We start from the raw sequence: 18,605 nt of genomic DNA on the forward strand, positions 1-18,605 counted from the left end.
AAGTTTTTGAACGTAATCGAACAGCGCTTCAAAATTGGACATCGCACAAGTACTAAATAAAATCAAAAATAAATCTTTTGATTTTATTTCTTTAGTCTGCAGTCACTATTAAAAACCCCGCGATTTTGGTGACGAATGGTAAATTAATAACTTTAACCAAATCTTTATTTATGAATAAAATATCGCCTCTCTTTTTGTCAATAGTATTTTTGATCGTGGGAATTGCGGCTCGTGGGCAGCAAAAAAGCTTTGTGGACGTGGCCGGTCTGGATCCGCAGACTAAACCCGGTGATAATTTCTTCCGGTATGTGAACGGACGCTGGTATGACACCGCCAAAATCGCGAATGATCAATCAGGTGTGGGCTCATACTCCTTTATGAACATCCCGCAAAAGAAGCTATTGCAAAATATATTGGATAGTGTTTCAAAGGCTAAAAATACAAAAGGTAGTATCGAGCAGCAGGTTGGTGACTTCTACGAATCCGGCATGGATTTAGCAACGATTGAAAAACGTGGCTATCAGCCCGTAAAACCGATACTGGACAGAATTAATGCGATAAACAGTACCGCGTCTTTGCTGGCGTTTGTGGCAACTGAATTCAAATCCGGAAACCGGTCTATTATCAGCTTCGGTGTTGGGCCTGATAACAAGAACAGCGCGATCAATATCGCTCATGTCTATCAGGCTGGCATTGGCTTACCGGACCGGGATTACTATTTCAAAACTGATTCGGCTACACTCCATGTCCAGCGGGCCTACCAGCAATATATTCGCACTTTGTTTCAACTAACCGGCAGCGGCAGTGCTACAGCAGCCAAAGAGGCAGCGACCGTTTACGGTATTGAAAAGCAGCTCGCCACGTCACATAAAACGAATATTGAGCTAAGAGATGTCGAGGCCAATTACCATAAGTTACCGGTTGTCTCGATCGGCAAGACGCAGCCGGAGTTAGGCTGGCAAACCGAGCTTTCTAATTTAGGTGCGGCCACGGATTCGATCGATATGGCGCAACCCGCCTATTATAATAAGCTAGATACGTTGTTAAAAACCATTAGCCTTGATCAATGGAAGACTTATTTAAAGGCAATTACGCTGGAGAATTATGCAGAAACGCTCAGTAAATCTTTTTTCGATGCCTCCTTTGAGTTTAATAAAGTCTTAACCGGGCAGGCTATGCAGAAACCGCGCAGGCAGATCATGACGGAACAGGTGGACAGTTACCTGGGCGAAGCTTTAGGGCAACTCTATGTCAAACGATATTTCAATGAAGATGCAAAAAAACGGGTGCTGACCCTGGTGAACAACCTTCAAAAATCGTTTGAAAACAGGATCAATCACCTGGACTGGATGTCTGATAGTACCAAACAAAAGGCGAAAGAAAAATTGTACGCAATCATAAAAAATATTGGTTATCCGGATAAATGGCGGGATTATTCTAAAGTACAAATTAACAGAACGGCCTATTTTGAGAACATCATTGCGCTCAATGAGAACGATTTCCGGTTTCAACTGGAACAATTGAACAAACCGGTTGATAAAACGCAATGGGGCTTAGACCCGGCAACAGTTACAGCTTATTATAACCCGTCGGTAAACAAAATTGTCTTCCCGGCCGGTATTTTGCAGTACCCTTACTTTGATTTTGCGGCAGACGATGCCATCATCTATGGCGGCATCGGGATGGTCATCGGTCATGAGATGACCCATGCTTTTGATGACCAGGGAGCCCGTTTTGATAAGGACGGGAACGTTAAAAACTGGTGGACGAAGGAAGATTTTGAAAAGTTCAAGGCGAAAACCACTCAGCTGGCAGCTTTGTATAGTTCATTTACGGTGTTGGATACGGTTCATGTAAAGGGGGCGCTGACGTTGGGCGAAAATACTGCCGATAATGGTGGTGTGGCGATTGCTTACGATGCGTTCAAGATGACGGAGCAAGGCAAGGGTTCTGAAAAAATCGATGGCTTTACGCCGGATCAGCGTTTCTTTCTTTCAGTTGCCAGGATATGGCGGGTAAAAACAAGGGATGCATTTTTACGCACTTATGTGAACACCAATCCGCATTCGCCTGCGATGTGGCGGGTAAACGGACCCTTGATGAATTTTGAACCGTTCTACCACGCCTTTGACGTGAAGCCTGGAGACAAAAATTATAAACCTGAGGACCAGCGAGTAAAGATCTGGTAAAAGCGCCTGTCCTCTCCGACTTTTATCAAGATATCAATAAAGAGTTAGATGGAAATAAAAAAGGACAAATCAGCAGTAAATCTGATTTGTCCTCTAAAAGTCGGGGTGGCAGGATTCGAACCTGCGGCCTCCACATCCCAAATGTGGCGCGATACCGGGCTACGCTACACCCCGTCGGGGCTGCAAAAGTAAGATTTAATCTTTTCTCCGCAAATATTTTTTAAAAAAAGAATAGCTGAATTTTATGTTAACAAACCCCTCATCCGTTTACATTCTGATCTTCATTTAGTTACACGGCCAATGCCAAACTGATCACCTGCTTTAACTGCTTTACCATTGTTAAAATCCACCTCAACCATCTTCTCGCTACCTACATTATTGTTAAACTCGTCTTTAAGCGTGGTCAATATTTTACGGCTTTTTACATCAATAACCTCGCCGCTTGATGGGTATGCGTATTTTCCATCCAGGCTAAAAGTTATCCAGCCAGGCATATCCTGCAGCAGAATAGTGGTTAATTGCTGATAAGGCGCTTTTGCGCTAAAAACGTGCATACGCATATTAAACCCATCGCAAAGCCATAATTCCTTTTCGTCAGGAGTCAGGCCGATACCATGGCTCGGATTACCGTGGCGGCGTACCGGACCGGTGCTCCAACCTTCAACCTCAACATGTGCAATCTTTTTGCGGGTTTTTAAATCCCCAACCTCAAAACCAAGCAGGCTATCTACTGTAACGAATGCTTTGGTATCTTTTCCGTTAATGGTAAATGGCCTGATAAAGTTGTTGAACGGTCCTATTTTTCCGGCTATCTCGTTTGTCTTCGTATCAACAACCGTCAGCCAGGGTGACCCGATATCATCCAGGTAAACATGGTCGCCGGACAAACTATACAGTGTATTATGCGATCTTTTAAATCCATCAATCTTTTTAATAATATCCCCGGTTTTGCAATCTACCACGTTCCATATCTTTCCTTCCAGGTAAGGCAGATACATCGTTTTACCATCAGGCGATATCGCCATCCTGTCACACCCACCCAAGATCATTTTCTCCCATATTATTTTGCCCGTAGAAAGATCTATGCGCTGTAATGATTCCAACGTACTTATATAAATACTATTCAATGGAACGCTGGCTGCTATCCCCTTCACATTAGAAGGTTTGCCATTAGGATGAAAACCGCGCGTTCCAATCCGTTTCACAAACCGGTGACCATGACCCATGTCAAACACCAACAACCCATGCCCGCCATAGCCCATATAGTCACGAACTCCGGGTACGGCTACAAATAGATAATGGCCTGATAAAGGCTGATCTTTTTTAGTTGAGCCCTTCATTGCCACGAAAAACAGGCCAAGAAGAGTTATTGACAATGCAAAAAAACAGGTTTTGATACGCATAGGTTCGATGAGATAACTGATAACCAAACTTAATAAACCCGCTTTAAATAATCCAGCTTAAAACAAATTGCTTTTGGCTATTTCCTTTTTCATTGCGTTAAATTAACGCAATGGATTTGGACTTTTAAGCATTATGATTATCTTGTTGCACCAAATTATAAACTAAACATGCAACATCACACGTTGGCCTCCAAGCCACACTATCCTATTCTAGACGGCTTGCGCGGTGTAGCGGCCGTTATGGTAGTCATCTTCCACACGCTTGAACCGCTTTCTACCAGTCACCTCGACCTCATGATGAACCACGGTTATCTTGCTGTGGATTTCTTTTTCCTGTTATCAGGTTATGTTATCGGGTATGCCTATGACGACCGCTGGGACAAGATGACCATATGGGGGTTCTTCAAACGGCGCCTTATCCGGTTACAGCCTATGATCATTATCGGTATGATCGTAGGAGCAATACTTTTTTATTACCAGGACTCACCCAACTGGCCACTTATTCATACCGTTCCGGTGAGTAAGTTATTGCTGGTAATGGCTATAGGATGTACCCTTATTCCGGTGCCGGTATCATTGGATATCCGGGGATGGCAGGAAATGCACCCACTTGACGGTCCGGGCTGGTCGCTCTTTTTTGAGTACATTGCTAATATACTATACGCCCTGGTGGTGCGCAGATTTTCCAAAACACTGCTGACGATACTTGTCGTTATATGTGGCATCGCGCTGATTCAATATACAGTTACCAGCCAAACCGGGGACGTTATCGGCGGATGGTCGCTTGATGGTTTGCAACTGCGCATAGGCTTTACCCGCATGATGTACCCTTTCTTTGCAGGCTTGCTATTGCGGCGTATTGTAAAGGCCGGAGACATAAAAAATGCCTTTTTCTGGTGTACGTTACTGCTTGTTGTATTTTTTTCCATCCCACGAGTAGGCGGGGCAAAAAATCTCTGGATGAATGGTCTTTATGAGTCGCTTACTATTATTTTTATATTCCCTCTCATAGTTTACATTGGCGCCAGTGGTAAACTGGCAGGCCGGTTTGCAACAAAATCATGCAAATTTTTAGGTGAAATTTCTTATCCGCTTTATATAACGCATTACCCGCTTGTTTATACTTACTGGGCCTGGATATCCAGAAATAAGGTTACTACCTTTCCGCAAGCCGCACTGTGGGCCGTAGTAGTTTGGATATCAGCTATTACATTGGCATATTGTTACCTTAAATTTTACGATGAACCGGTAAGGCGCTGGCTGACTAAAAGATTTGGGAATGCTTGATAAGCTAACTCATTATAATCTCTGGAGAAATTAGCGAGATTCTAAATATAAAAAGCCTTGCAATGCAAGGCTTTTTAATGATTTGCGGTGAGGGAGGTAACAGAACCTATCATCCTATATATCTGATAGTTAGCAATCTATAGTTTTAAAGGCAAGTTTACTCCATAGATCACTCACCCTGATTTTGACTATTGCAAATCGTATTTCAAATATAAAAAATCTTGCCCTGAAATCAAAAAATTGCGCCTATTTTTAATGCTTTACTTCTTTACCCAATTGTTGGCTGGAATTCCGAAATTAAGGTTAATAAAGCATCTGTCGTCGTATTTAACACTGCCGTTTGCTTGCCTGTAACAAGCCCCTGAGTCATCACGCTGGAACCTAATGGTGCGGTATAATTTGTGGGTGCTCCTATTATGTTACCAAAGTTGTAGTCATCATAATAGTTGACTGTTAGCACTGTGCTGGGCCTCGGGTAACTGTTTATCTTGTAGCTTGTAGCGGTGTTGGTATAATCCCATATATCCCATTAGCTATACGTATAAACATTGGTTTTCAGTACATCCGGCGTTGCACTGCTGTTTAACAAGCCCGTCATTACTACCGTCCCAAGGCGTCATACTTTGTCACCATCCACTGACTGCTTGCCCGCAGGTTTGCATAGTGAGTTAGCACAGGCTAATCCAGTTTGTTGTAAACAATGTATTCCCAATCTTTGCCCGGTATTCTCTTTTGCGTTAGCCGGTTTCTCTCGTCATAACGGTACTAGTAACACAAATTATTCAATGTAGATGCCGACGGAGTTGTATTGTCTGCATTCGATTGTGGGCTCAATACGAATGCCAGGTACCCAGGTCATCATATACATAGTAAGTGGACAATATCTGCAGTACTGTAGGCACTGCCGTAGGCAGATAATTAAAGGTTCGCTTTAATACCACATGCCCTTCTTTGTCTTTATATTTTTCCACTGTGCCTGATCTGCCGCCTGTCCGGTTCTCGTTGTATGTTATTGTTACGTACAGTTGATTGGCATCATGACGATTTGCAAAAAATTGTTCGTTTTTAAATATCTTATGAAAAACTTTTACTAATATAAATAATCAGCCTTCGCTATTTGCTCCTTATAAATACCAAACGTATGAATGGCTACATAAGCTTTACACGATGTAATCCTTAACCGATATTATATTTGATAGCATTTTAATGCCAATATTACCTATTTCAAAAACCGTATTTGCCACGCCTAAATCCGTATTTATCGCTAAAACTGCCTTTACAAGGACTTTGTTGTTCTCTTTAAATGATTAGTCATAGTGAGGATTGTTGATTATCAGTAGCAGGTCTGCCTATTGTTAGTTGGTTCGATCGTGCAGGCCTGCTTGATTTTATTCTGCTCCCGGACCAACTCTTTTTTCTTTTACACAATTGACTTATTACAACTAATAACACAATTTATTGTCATTAATTCTAAGATTATGTTTTCCCACGTCAAAGAATTACAATTTAATGCAAAGGTGCGTACAGAAATTGGTCAATTTGAAAGGGAAATTTAAATGATTATGCAATGGTCGAACTTTGGCTGTCTTAAGCAGTTTGTTTAATATGCAACGATATTCCCTTCATCTACTTAAGGCGGTTGTGATCTCAATGATCATAACCGCTTTTTCATGCCGGCAAAAAGAGCCGCCGCAAGCTGCAGTAAATACATGGTATAAAAATGCACTTATCTATAACCTTGATGTTAAAACTTTTAAAGACAGCGATGGGGATGGCCGTGGAGATTTTAAAGGACTTATAAGTAAGCTTGATTATTTAAAGGAGTTAGGCGTAGATATGATCTGGCTGGCACCGTTTCAACCCTCGCCAGGTGAAGATGATGGTTATGATGTCACTGATTATATAAATATTGATCCCCGCCTCGGCAATTTCACCGACTTTCAGAATTTCCTTAATGAAGCTAAAAAAAGACATATTAAGGTCATTATGGATATGATCCTCAATCATACTTCAATACAGCATCCCTGGTATATTGAAGCGAGCCATCACCCGTCCTCTCCTAAACACAATTGGTATGTCTGGTCAACCAATCGGCCAAGTGACTGGAACGAGGGCATGGGATTTCCCGGGGTAGAAAAAGAAACATGGCGTTATGATAGCTCTGCTCATGCTTATTATTTCCACCGCTTTTACCATTTTGAGCCTGACCTCAATTTTCAAAACCCGCAGGTTATTGCTGAGGCCGAAAAAACAATGGGCTTTTGGTTGGACAAGGGTATTGATGGATTCAGACTTGATGCTGTTCCTTTTATTATAGGCGACCCGCGCAAGAGCACCAAAAAACCCGAGCACGATTATTCGATCCTGCATAAGCTGGCGGGTTATGTAAAAGTTCATTACCCATCAGCTATACTGCTGGGTGAAGCCAACATTACAGCTGATGAAGACAAAAAATATTTTGAAGGAAAAGACTATGGTCTACAAATGATGTTTAATTTTTATGCCAATCAGCACTTGTTCAGCAGCCTTGCCTCCGGAGATGAAAGGTCTCTGCAAAAAGCACTTGACGAAACCCGGCCTAAGCCAGCAAAAGCGCAATGGGTGTATTTCCTCCGGAATCATGATGAAGTTGATTTGGGCAGGCTTAGTAAAAATGCCAGGGAGCAAATAAACAAGCAATTCGGTCCGGACAGTAGCATGCAATTGTATCAGCGCGGAATCCGGAGACGACTTGCACCCATGCTTGGCGATAATATGGAGCGTTTGAGAATGGCTTACAGCTTACTATTTTCATTACCTGGCACCCCCATGCTACGTTATGGAGAGGAAATAGGTATGGGTGATAATCTGGCACTTCCTGAACGGATCGCCGTGCGTACACCTATGCAATGGGATACTTCTGCAAATGCTGGATTTTCAACAGCGCTCAGTCCTGTCAGGGATATGGTACGCCGGGGTCAGTATAAATACAGGATAGTCAATGTACAAAAAGAAGAAAGCACCCCCGGATCGCTGCTCAACTTTATAAAAAAGCTTATCACACTTCATAAACAATGTCCTGAAATCGGTTATGCTAACTGGAACATCATCAAAGCAGGTTCTGATCATGTATTTGCTATCAGATATGAAGTTAACGGCAAGCAACTAATCATAATGCATAATTTCAGCAGTCAGCCACAAAATGTAAAAATTGATTTGGGTGATAAAAAACGTTACCTGCTAACCGACCTTATGACAAATCAAAGTTTTTCAAGCGAAAACATTAGTTTGTCAGGATATGGTTATAAATGGTGCAGGTCCACTAACGATTAATTTCCGTTTTCCCCGGTCCTTTTAACACTACATTCTCTATATCCATAAGCCCGGAATCTTCTATTTGCTTTCCAATCAATCGGACAAATTCATCTTCTAACTGATGATCCGTGTCGGTTTTCCATTCGTTCTCATCCTGGTAAATAATAATGTTTGGTTGCTCAACCTGGTACACTTTTCTGCCCAGGTACGATTCAGGGGTTATGCTTATAATTCGCGCCTCCCCTTCATAATTAATTGTAATATAAAATTTCATAAGCCGAATAAACGAACAACGAATTTACAGATAGCGATTTACCTCATGAGAGTATAAATACGCAATTATTGGGTGTTAAACACTCGTTTTCAGTAAAAAGAAATCTGTCTTTTAAGCGGCTTGTTGATAGTTTGAGTACTTCACTTATGGAAAAAGACGATATACATTTGAGCGATTGGAGACGCATCTTATTCGGCCAGGCGCCGCCGGAGTTTTTATTGGAAGTTTTTATCCGTACGGCGGTGATATATATCCTTTTGCTTATTGTTGTCAGATGGCTCGGTAAGCGTATGAGCGGGCAGCTTACCATACTTGAGCTGGCAGTGATGCTCACATTAGGCGCAGTAGTAAGTCCCCCGATGCAGGTTCCTGACAGGGGGCTGTCACAGGGCGTTATTTTACTAATATGTTTGCTCGCATTACAGCGGGGAATTTCGTTAATAGGTTATTTAAATACCAAGTTTGAAAACCTGACACAGGGAAAAGTGAACCTGCTTATTAAAGATGGCGTGTTACAACTGGAGGCCATGAAAAATGAACGCGTTTCGCGCGAACAGATCTTTGCGCAGTTACGGTTGCAAAAGATATATAACTTGGGCAATGTGCAACGTATGTACATCGAAGCGTGCGGAATATTCAGCATTTATAAATCACCAAAATCGCAACCAGGTCTGCCAATACTTCCCAAAGACGATCATGATATATCTGGAGAATTGACTCACAGAGCCGATGTATTCCAGGACCAGATCGTTATGGTTTGCACCAATTGCGGATTTATACGACAAAACCATGAGTTTCAAACCTGCCCGCACTGCAAGCAAATAAAATGGCAACCAGCAATAATTAATAATTGACGATGCAGCCGTGGGAAATACATTTAAAAGATTGGCCCCGAATATTAGTCGGTGAAGTGCCCGCAAGCTTTTATATCGAGCTGGTAATTCGTGCAGTAGCGGTCTACTTATTGTTGATGATATCGATGCGGCTGATGGGTAAGCGCATGAGCGGGTTACTAAACCGCAATGAACTCGCTGCCTTATCATCCCTTGCCGCGGCAGTCGGTGTTCCGCTTGGTGCTCCCGACCGTGGTATCCTTCCGGCCTTTATTATTGCATTTATTGTCATCTACGTAGAGCGATGGGTAACTTATATCGCGTTCAAAAACAACCGCTTTGAACGTCTCGCGCTGGGTAATATCGATATTCTTGTAAAAGACTCGGTAATTGATATGAAGGCACTCCGGAAAACAAGGATCACACCAGAAAGATTGAAAGCCCAGCTACGCTCCCAGGGCATTAAACATTTAGGCGCAGTAAAACGGATGTACATGGAAGCAAACGGATCATTTACGATTATAAAAGAAAAACAAGCTAAAGCAGGTCTTCAGATACTACCAGTGTGGGATAAGGATTTCTATGCAACAATGAAACAATGTGATGAATTGGCATGCGGCAATTGCGGTATGTTAAAAGAAGACCCTGATACAAACGCAGTATGTCCTAATTGCCGGGCCCGAGAATGGGAGCCCGCAGTGCTTTGAAACATAAAATTTTTAACCCTGATCTGAATCATCTTCAAGCTGATCATGAGAAAAGAACAGGTATTTACCTATCGAAATTCAAGAATATTATTACTCATGGAAGGCCATTTCCTTTTCCTGGAAAAGATGCTGGATACCAAGAATTAAGGGTTGAATTTCATCGGTCTTCTCAATAACCATATCGCAACCAAAACGCGATGGATAATGTGTTTCCAGCACATAGTCTGAAAGCAGTATTACCGGGAGATGCTGAGTTTCAGGATCGCTTTTTACCTGGTGACTTATGGCGCCGCCGTTATGGTCGTTAAGGATAAAATCAATGATCAAAAGATCGGGGGCAAAAAGTTGAATAAGCAGCGTGGTAGAATACGGATCATCAATAGTATCAATCGTGTAACCTCTAAACGACAATTCGTGTTTAAGCATTCCGAGCAGATGCCTGTCGGAACTAACGATCAATATTTTCTTCATACAAAGTAAAAGGTTTTCAATAAATGCATAATTGGTTAATAAATAACCAATCAAATGCTATTTTGTTTAGCATGCTATCAATTTTCGCAAAATATCATCTATTATATTCAATACTAAGGCTTTGCAGATATTTGACAATTTTCGGTTTAAGTGCATCGCCGGGCAATTGCCATGTCCAGTTGCCATTAGCCGAAGAAGGCACATTCATTCTCGCCGAACTATCAAGGCCCAATATATCTTGTATTGGAATGATCGCTGTTTTGGCTGTTGATGCATAACACATCCTGATCATAACTTTATGAATGTTCTTTGAACTGACTTTTATGCCTGCATATTGTTGAATACGCTCCCTGGTCTTATTATCGATGTCATCCTCGTACCAACCTTTGATGGTATTATTGTCATGCGTGCCAGTGTAGGCGATGCTATTCGGAGTGTAATTATGCGGAATATATTCCGACACAGGCATGGCTTCGTCAAAAGCAAATTGCAATATCCGCATTCCGGGTAAAGCAAATTTATCCCGAAGTTGATACACCTTATCGTCTATTTCCCCCAGGTCCTCAGCGATAAAAGGGAGATCGCCTAATTCATCTTTCAACTTATTAAAGAAATCGTCGTCAGGTCCCTTTTGCCATTTTCCTTTTATCGCATTTTTGCTGCCGCCTGGCACTTCCCAGTATTCCGAAAATGCCCTGAAGTGATCCAGCCGAATCAGGTCGAAAAATTGCATGTTTCGTTTGATACGCTTGATCCACCATTCATATCCATTTCTTTTCATCGTTTCCCAATTGAATACCGGCATGCCCCAAAGCTGGCCCGTTTCAGAAAAATAATCGGGTGGAACCCCTGCAATTCTTTTAATCTGTCCTGACTTATCTAATTTGAATAATTCGGGATTTGACCAAACATCTGCGGAGTCGTAACTGATATAAAAAGGCATATCGCCAATTATTGCAATATCCTTGTTTTTACAGCATTGTTTAAATAACTGCCACTGTTTAGTGAATACAAATTGCAGCCATTTGATCTTGTCAATGGCAATTTCTTTACTTACTTCTTGCAAAAAGCGCTTATGCCTTAACTTGTACTCTTTGGGCCATTCGTACCAGGGCTTGTCATTAAATCTTTCTTTCAGATATTGATATAGAGCGAAGTCATCCAGCCACCAGGCTTCCGACTGTTTATAATTCTCAAAAACTTCATTAAATGAGCTATTCAGCGACTTAATATAAGCCAAATCGAATAATGACTTCTTTATCTCAGCAGCTACCTTAAAGTCGACTCCGCTTTTGTTTGATTGATGTTGTTTTAATTCATCTTCAGTCAACAACCCATCTTTCAAAAGCAATTCCGGACTAATCAATAAAGCATTTCCAGCCATTGCAGATGTTGCACTATACGGAGAATATCCCGCGCTTTTATCAATCGGATTAACAGGTAACATTTGCCAGTATCTCTGGCGACTTTTATAAAGAAAATCTGCAAAACGATACGCCTCCGGGCCAATGTCGCCAATACCAAATTGCGACGGCAAGGACGTAATATGCATTAAAACACCTGCACTACGATCATTCTTTGATCGTTCCAGTTGAACTAAGGCAAGTGGAAGACCGCTCAATAACTCGTCGACCGTCAAACTATTCTCATTGTACCCTTTTTTGTTGTCTAACAAACTTCTCCACTTTAATGGAGCTGTTTCTGGTAATACAATCCGGGTATCACGCCAATCAAACTTCATTAAATTAGAAGCTTGCTTGCAAATACTTGCAGTATGTAAAGGCAAAATTATCAGGTACCAATTCAGCTCAAAATGTCGGGCGAAAGCCAATATGTTTTCTTTGTATTTTCCTTTTACTTTTAATGGAAAATATTGCCCTTTTTCAAATGTTTCCGGGCCTGTATTTCTTATTTGCAATAACTTAGTGATCAGTGTTTGTTTGATCTGACCATTGTAACGATCGTCCCATAATTCCTTCCAGCCGTTGTTATTATTTAAATATTTATTCCTAATCTCATAATCCACCGCCCTGCGGTTATCTGGGTCGACCATACTCAAATCCCATAATTCGCAACCCTGGTAAAGGTCGGGCATTCCGGGACAGGTATATTTTAATACGACTTGCGCAAGCGAATTAATAACACCGAAGTCTGATACCCGCTGATGAAATGCTTTGAAGCTTTTTGAAAAATCGCTTTTGGGTTTAAGCAATTCTGAAACGAACTTCTTTGTTGCCGACTCATATTTTTCGTTGGGGCTTGTCCAGTTGGAATTTCTTTTAGCCTCACGCAATGCTTTTATAAGGTACTCTTGCAGCCTTTTTTCAAAGTTATCTTTAGACTGATCGGGCATTGGTTTTGCTCCAGCAATGGTTTGATAAATGAAATACTCATCGTTGATATCCGGGACGTTGTCAGTTTTTAAGGAACTATTTATTTTCTGCCACTTTTCAACCTGATCTATCCAATCTTCAGCTATATCGGTCAGCACATTTAGCCTGGCTCGTACATCCTCGCCCCGCTTAGTGTCATGTGTAGAAGTAGCATTCATAGACAGCGGCCATAACTGCTGCCGTTGAAGCATGATTTCGTTAAATTCTTTTAACTTGATTCCAAAAGATCCCGGGGAATCCCCCACTTCATTATGATCAATAAACCGGTTATAGGTATACATTAGCGTATCCTCAACACCCTTGGCCATCAGTGGCCCGGTAAACTGCATTAGTCGCTGATAAAATTTTAAAGCCCGTCCGCAATAATCAGCACTTTCAACTTTGGGTTTCAGCAACAAACAATTCTCCAGTACATCATTCACGCTGCTTAACAATGGATCATTTTCGCTGAGCTCTCTTAGAGTTGCCTCCAGCACTGCTGAGTCCTCTTCGGCTAAAGGCATTGTATTACCATAAAATCTATAGACCGGGCAACGAACAAGTATTGCCGCTATTGACTTTTTAAATATCTCAGCACCGATATTGCTAGTTTCATTATCGTCAGCCAGTTTTAGATCGAAAAACAGCCGGCAAAGATTATCCAGCTCACCCTGCATGCTGCTATCCAGTATGAGTCGTTTTTTTTCATATACCTGCTCACTTACCGGTCTGTGTTCCGGATCAATTGAACTATAGAATTTTGAGAATACTTTTTTGCTTTGGCGACAGGTAAATAGGTTATTTATGGTTGCTAAAAAATCATACCCGGTGTTGCCTTGCACCGGCCAGTCTGCAGGGAACTGCTCACCTTCCTCTAATATTTTTTCAACTATGATATAAGTATCTTCACCAGCCAATTCCCGCAGCCACTGCAGGTATAGTTTTGGATCATAAAGACCATCGACATGATCAACGCGAAGTCCCTGGAAAATGTCTCCTTTTATCAATTTTTTAATCAGAACATGATAGCGATTGAACACGCTTCTATCCTGCATATTGAGGCAAATGAGACCATTGACTGTAAAGAACCTTCTGAAATTGATCTGTTTATCAGTCTCCTGCCAATAACATAATTGATAATGCTGGTCGTTCAGCAACTGCCTTAATAAATCAGGATCAGTATTTACCTTTTTAATAAAAGAAGCTGCCTTTAAGTTGCCTTTTGTAAATTGCTTAGACAATCTTTCAATCGATTGTCGATTGATCGGGTATTGCTGACCGAAATAATCGAAAACCAATTTCTGTTGTCCTGCAATCTTTATTTCTTTTGCAGTTATAACTTCATCCAAGGGCTTACCAAGAAATGGCACCATTAACTTACCATCATATAAGAGGATGTCCCATAAAATATCAAAAACATCGGCATAGTTAGAAGTACGTCCGTTTTCAAGCACATCCATCAGCCATTTATTATCAGGATGAAATGCCATGTGATTCGGCACAATATCCTGCAGCCATCCTATGCCTGCATTTTTTAATTTTTTGCTGATCGATCTTAATTGCTGCAATGTCCCGATCTCGGGATTAATATTAAGCGGATTGGTGACATCATAACCATGCATGCTGCCTGGCACTGCTTCAAAAATGGGAGAAGCATAAATTGTTTTGATACCTAATTTGGCAATGTAAGGAATGATCTTCTCAAAATCAGAGAAGGTAAAACCCTTATGGAATTGAATGCGATAGGTAGAAACAGGATTATACATTGTTATAGGTGTAAATAATGATCGATTCGGGCTGAACAATAAAATCTTCGCCAATTATCACTAATTCGGGGTCGGTTGTTGGACCACCCCAAATAGAGTCAGATGAGTCAATAAGTTTTTGCCAGGGCTTTTTAGCGTCTTTTATGATAGTGGTTTGTCGCTCAGAGGAAAAATTCATCAGGCACAAAACCTCCTTTTTTTTATCCCATCGGTGTAGAGTCAAAGTTTTCGATTGTTCATCAAAATCAACCTTCATATTTTTTCGATCGTTTGATTTTAAGGCAGGGTTACTTTTTCTCAGGCGGATAAGTTCTTTATAATAATTGAACATTACCTGGTGATCTTCTTTTCGCAGTTCTTCCCAATTTAGTTTTGATCTGTTAAAAGTCTCTAACGATTGCGGGTCGGGAGTCTCTCCTTCACCGTGAAAATCCTTAAACTCTTCCCTTCTACCCTTTTGCACTGCCTTGATCAATTCCTTATCGCTATGGCTGGCAAAGTACTGAAAGGGTGAGCTTGCCGACCACTCTTCTCCCATAAACAGCAGGGGAAGAAACGGGCTTACTATGACAGCGCCAGCCATTAGCTTTTGCATTTCAAAACTCGCTAACGTACTAGTTCGCTCACCAAGCATCCGGTTACCAACCTGGTCGTGGTTTTGAGAAAATACTACGAATTGGTTACCTGTATTATTGGTTTTAGTGCCAAAGTTTTTGCGCCGATGCCTGGAGAATTGGCCGGTATAGACATAAGCATTGCTATAAGCCTTTGCTAAATCTGCAAGGCCATTAAAATCTGAATAATAACCATTCCTTTCCTGCCCGGCCGCTACGCGCAGTGCATGATGAAACTCGTCAATCCATTGCGAATCCATACCGTAACCATCTTTCTTTATTGGGTGGATATATCTTTTATCATTCAGGTCACATTCTACAATCAGGTGATATTGCTTATCTGTCAATTTCATTAACTGATCGACATTTTCTTTGATCTCTTTCAGTATATGTTTGGGGCTGAAGTCCTTAATGGCATGCACAGCGTCCAGGCGAAGTGCATCAATATGAAAATCTCTGAACCACATCAGCGTATTCTCTATAAAGAATTTCCGGACACCATCGCACCATGCATCATCAAAATTGATAGCATTTCCCCAAGGCGTTTTGTATTTTTCGGTAAAATAGGGCCCGAATTGCGACAGGTAATTTCCCTCAGGGCCTAAGTGATTATAAACCACGTCCAGCACAACTGCCAGGCCCTTTTGATGACATGCATTTACTAGCGCCTGCAAACCACGCGCACAGCCATAACTATTTTGAACAGCAAAGGGAAAAACGCCATCATATCCCCAATTCCTTTCACCGGGAAACTGTGCTATTGGCATTACTTCAATTGCTGTAACTCCGAGTTCAATCAGGTGATCCAGTTTTGAAATGATCCCTTTGAAATTGCTTTCAGGTGAAAAAGTTCCGGTATGCAGCTCATAAAAAACATAATCACTAAGCGGCAGATTTTTCCATTTGTGATCGTTCCATTGAAAATCTGCAAGATCAATGTATTGCGATGGGCCATGTACGCCATCAGGCTGAGATAAAGAAGCTGGGTCGGCTAGTTTTTTGTTGCCATCCAGCACAAAAAGATAATTTTCTTCAGGCTTGATAGTGTCGGTTGCTCCAGTCCAATACCCATAATTATCCCGTTGTAATGGAATGATTTTACCGCGCTCAGTTTCCAGCGCCGCTGACTTAACAAAGGGCGCCCAAAGCCTGATGTTTACCTCTCCATTATCAGCCGTATTTAGCCCGATATTTCGTCTATTCATGCTTCTTGAATCCATTTTTGATTAACTGATGCTGAAGTAATATCACAGATCTGCCATCAATTTTTATCGTCTCGTTAGCATGATATAATTGCTGGCCCTCTTCCTGGCTGTACTTTGCCGTATCGAATATGATGCGCCAGTCTTTGGCATATTCTTCGCCCGGCAATTTGTATTCAATAGCTTCCCCGCTGGCATTGAAAATGATATAAAAATTGTCATCTACCATCTTCTCCCCTTCTGAATTGACAGCATGCAAGCCCTGTCCGTTAAGGAATACAGCTATAGACTTTGCAAAATCCTGGTTCCAATGCTCCGAGGTCATATTTGAACCATCCGGCTGAAACCATGCAATATCCTCGATGCCGTTGCCTTTTACAGGTTCACCCCTGAACCAGTTTTTTCGTGAAAAAGCAGCATGCTCACGTCGTAAATGAATCAGCTTGCTGGTAAAATCTAATAGTTCTTTATCTGCATTATTCCAGTCTATCCACGATATCTCATTATCCTGGCAGTATGAATTATTATTGCCTTGTTGGGTACGGCCTATCTCGTCTCCTGCCAACAACATTGGTACACCTTGCGAAAGGAATAATGTTGCTAAAAAATTCCTCTTTTGCCTCTTCCTCAGCTCATTAATCACCTGATCATCTGTAGGCCCCTCAGCCCCATAATTGCACGATCGGTTATGACTTTCCCCATCGTTGTTGTCCTCGCCATTGGCTTCGTTATGTTTTTCATTGTACGATACCAGGTCAGTTAGCGTAAACCCATCATGTGCGGTAATAAAATTGATACTGGCAGTCGGCCTGCGATAATCCTGGTACAGATCGGCGCTGCCTGTAATACGGTTGGCGAATTCCCCCAGCATACCTTCGGTGCCATTCCAGTAATCACGCACACTATCGCGGTACTTTCCGTTCCACTCACCCCAACCTGGCGGGAATTTGCCAACCTGGTATCCTCCCTCGCCAATATCCCATGGCTCTGCTATTAATTTTACCTGCGAGATAACGGGATCCTGGTGTATGATATCGAAAAATGCACTTAGCTGATTTACTTCGTGCAACTCGCGTGCAAGTGTAGCAGCCAGATCAAAACGAAAACCGTCCACATGCATTTCCAATATCCAATAGCGCAGGCTGTCCATCATCATCCTGAGCACATTTGGCAAATTAGCATTCAGCGTATTGCCTGTACCCGTATAATCCATGTAATAGCGTTTGTTATCCTCTGTCAACCGGTAATAGGCTGCATTATCTATGCCCTTAAACGACAGGGTTGGTCCCATCTGATTACCCTCAGCTGTGTGGTTATAAACTACGTCCAGTATCACTTCAATACCCGCTTTGTGTAGTTCCTTCACCATGTTTTTAAATTCGTTCACCTGATGATTGTCCAATGCTGATTTAGTAGAATAACCTGCATGTGGTGCAAAAAATCCAAGCGTATTGTAGCCCCAATAGTTGGATAAACCTTTCTCTTTCAGATTGCGGTCGTTCAAAAAATAATGAACAGGCATTAGCTCAACAGCCGTGACACCCAGATTTTTCAAATATTCAATCGTAGTTGGATGTGCCAACCCTGTATAAGTGCCACGCATTTCTTCAGGAACGTCGGAATTTAGCATCGTAAATCCTTTTACATGAACTTCATAAATAATGGTATTGTAATAGGCGATATTTGGACGTTGGTCCCCTTCCCAATCAAATTCCGGGTCGATCACGACCGACCTTGTCATAAACGGAGCGCTGTCAGTCTTACTAAAACTCAGATCGTCCTGCTCGTTTCCTACTTCATAGCCAAATAGGGAATCATTCCAATCTATGGTACCTGAAATAGCTTTAGCATAGGGATCAAGCAAGAGTTTATTGGGGTTAAAGCGAAGTCCATTTTCGGGCTCATACGGGCCAGATACACGATAACCGTACAATTGAGCTGGTTCAAGATCAGGAACATAAACATGCCAAATGTGACCTGTGCGCTCAGTAAGTTCTATTTTCTCCAATTCGAGCTCATCAGCCGGAGTATGGAAAAGGCATAACTCCACCTTTTCGGCGTTCTCCGAAAAGATGGCAAAGTTCACACCCTTGCCGTCCCAGGTTGCACCTATCGGAAAGGGCTTGCCCGGATAGTAGATTTTTTTCATAGGTAGATTTTGATGTTATTCTTATTAGCAAATCAATTACCCGC

General features: G+C 41.8%; 12 protein-coding genes and 1 tRNA gene. 5 read left to right on the top strand and 8 right to left on the bottom strand.

All coding sequences use genetic code 11. The features are described 5' to 3' along the window. The first annotated feature begins 170 nt into the window (after positions 1-170). Positions 171-2,189 (top strand): M13 family metallopeptidase, encoded by a 2,019-nt coding sequence (locus VIM89_RS09400; RefSeq protein ID WP_488155901.1) that lies wholly within the window; start codon positions 171-173, stop codon positions 2,187-2,189. Positions 2,190-2,289: 100 nt separating this feature from the next. Here VIM89_RS09400 and VIM89_RS09405 read toward each other — a convergent pair. Further along, positions 2,290-2,363: transfer RNA gene (locus VIM89_RS09405), tRNA-Pro, on the bottom strand. Between the two features lie 107 nt (positions 2,364-2,470). Beyond that, positions 2,471-3,592 (bottom strand): YncE family protein, encoded by a 1,122-nt coding sequence (locus tag VIM89_RS09410; RefSeq protein ID WP_488155902.1) that lies wholly within the window; start codon positions 3,590-3,592, stop codon positions 2,471-2,473. A 168-nt stretch (positions 3,593-3,760) separates the two neighbouring features. Here VIM89_RS09410 and VIM89_RS09415 point away from each other — a divergent pair, with 168 nt between their 5' ends. Next, complete coding sequence (locus VIM89_RS09415) at positions 3,761-4,879, top strand: acyltransferase family protein (RefSeq protein ID WP_488155903.1); 1,119 nt, start codon at positions 3,761-3,763, stop codon at positions 4,877-4,879. An 830-nt stretch (positions 4,880-5,709) separates the two neighbouring features. Here VIM89_RS09415 and VIM89_RS09420 read toward each other — a convergent pair. After that, complete coding sequence (locus tag VIM89_RS09420) at positions 5,710-5,850, bottom strand: hypothetical protein (protein ID WP_488155904.1); 141 nt, start codon at positions 5,848-5,850, stop codon at positions 5,710-5,712. A gap of 679 nt (positions 5,851-6,529) precedes the next feature. Between VIM89_RS09420 and VIM89_RS09425 the strand changes: the two genes are divergently transcribed. After that, complete coding sequence (locus VIM89_RS09425) at positions 6,530-8,191, top strand: alpha-amylase family protein (protein ID WP_488155905.1); 1,662 nt, start codon at positions 6,530-6,532, stop codon at positions 8,189-8,191. On the opposite strand, the gene VIM89_RS09430 is transcribed toward VIM89_RS09425, so the two are convergent. Then, positions 8,181-8,447: a hypothetical protein gene (locus tag VIM89_RS09430; RefSeq protein ID WP_488155906.1), complete on the bottom strand. Its 267-nt coding sequence runs from the start codon at positions 8,445-8,447 to the stop codon at positions 8,181-8,183. The genes VIM89_RS09425 and VIM89_RS09430 overlap by 11 nt on opposite strands. A 146-nt stretch (positions 8,448-8,593) precedes the next feature. Here VIM89_RS09430 and VIM89_RS09435 point away from each other — a divergent pair, with 146 nt between their 5' ends. Both VIM89_RS09435 and VIM89_RS09440 read left to right on the top strand, forming a co-directional pair. Continuing rightward, complete coding sequence (locus VIM89_RS09435; protein WP_488155907.1) at positions 8,594-9,301, top strand: DUF421 domain-containing protein; 708 nt, start codon at positions 8,594-8,596, stop codon at positions 9,299-9,301. 2 nt (positions 9,302-9,303) lie between these two features. After that, positions 9,304-9,987, top strand: a complete 684-nt coding sequence (locus tag VIM89_RS09440) for a DUF421 domain-containing protein (protein WP_488155908.1) — start codon at positions 9,304-9,306, stop codon at positions 9,985-9,987. Between the two features lie 90 nt (positions 9,988-10,077). Here VIM89_RS09440 and VIM89_RS09445 read toward each other — a convergent pair whose 3' ends face one another. The 4 genes from VIM89_RS09445 to glgX form a co-directional block, all read right to left on the bottom strand. Beyond that, the gene (locus tag VIM89_RS09445) at positions 10,078-10,458 is read right to left on the bottom strand and encodes a response regulator (protein WP_488155909.1); all 381 of its coding nucleotides are present in this window, start codon (positions 10,456-10,458) and stop codon (positions 10,078-10,080) included. A gap of 94 nt (positions 10,459-10,552) precedes the next feature. Then, positions 10,553-14,596, bottom strand: coding sequence for a malto-oligosyltrehalose synthase (gene treY / locus VIM89_RS09450; protein WP_488155910.1), 4,044 nt, complete (start codon positions 14,594-14,596; stop codon positions 10,553-10,555). After that, positions 14,589-16,430, bottom strand: a complete 1,842-nt coding sequence (gene treZ / locus VIM89_RS09455; RefSeq protein WP_488155911.1) for a malto-oligosyltrehalose trehalohydrolase — start codon at positions 16,428-16,430, stop codon at positions 14,589-14,591. The genes treY and treZ overlap by 8 nt, the downstream gene beginning before the upstream one ends. After that, complete coding sequence (gene glgX / locus VIM89_RS09460; RefSeq protein ID WP_488155912.1) at positions 16,408-18,561, bottom strand: glycogen debranching protein GlgX; 2,154 nt, start codon at positions 18,559-18,561, stop codon at positions 16,408-16,410. The genes treZ and glgX overlap by 23 nt, the downstream gene beginning before the upstream one ends. Positions 18,562-18,605 lie beyond the last annotated feature (44 nt).

The sequence above is a fragment of the Mucilaginibacter sp. genome, assembly GCF_036568825.1.
In the GTDB taxonomy this organism is placed as follows: domain Bacteria; phylum Bacteroidota; class Bacteroidia; order Sphingobacteriales; family Sphingobacteriaceae; genus Mucilaginibacter.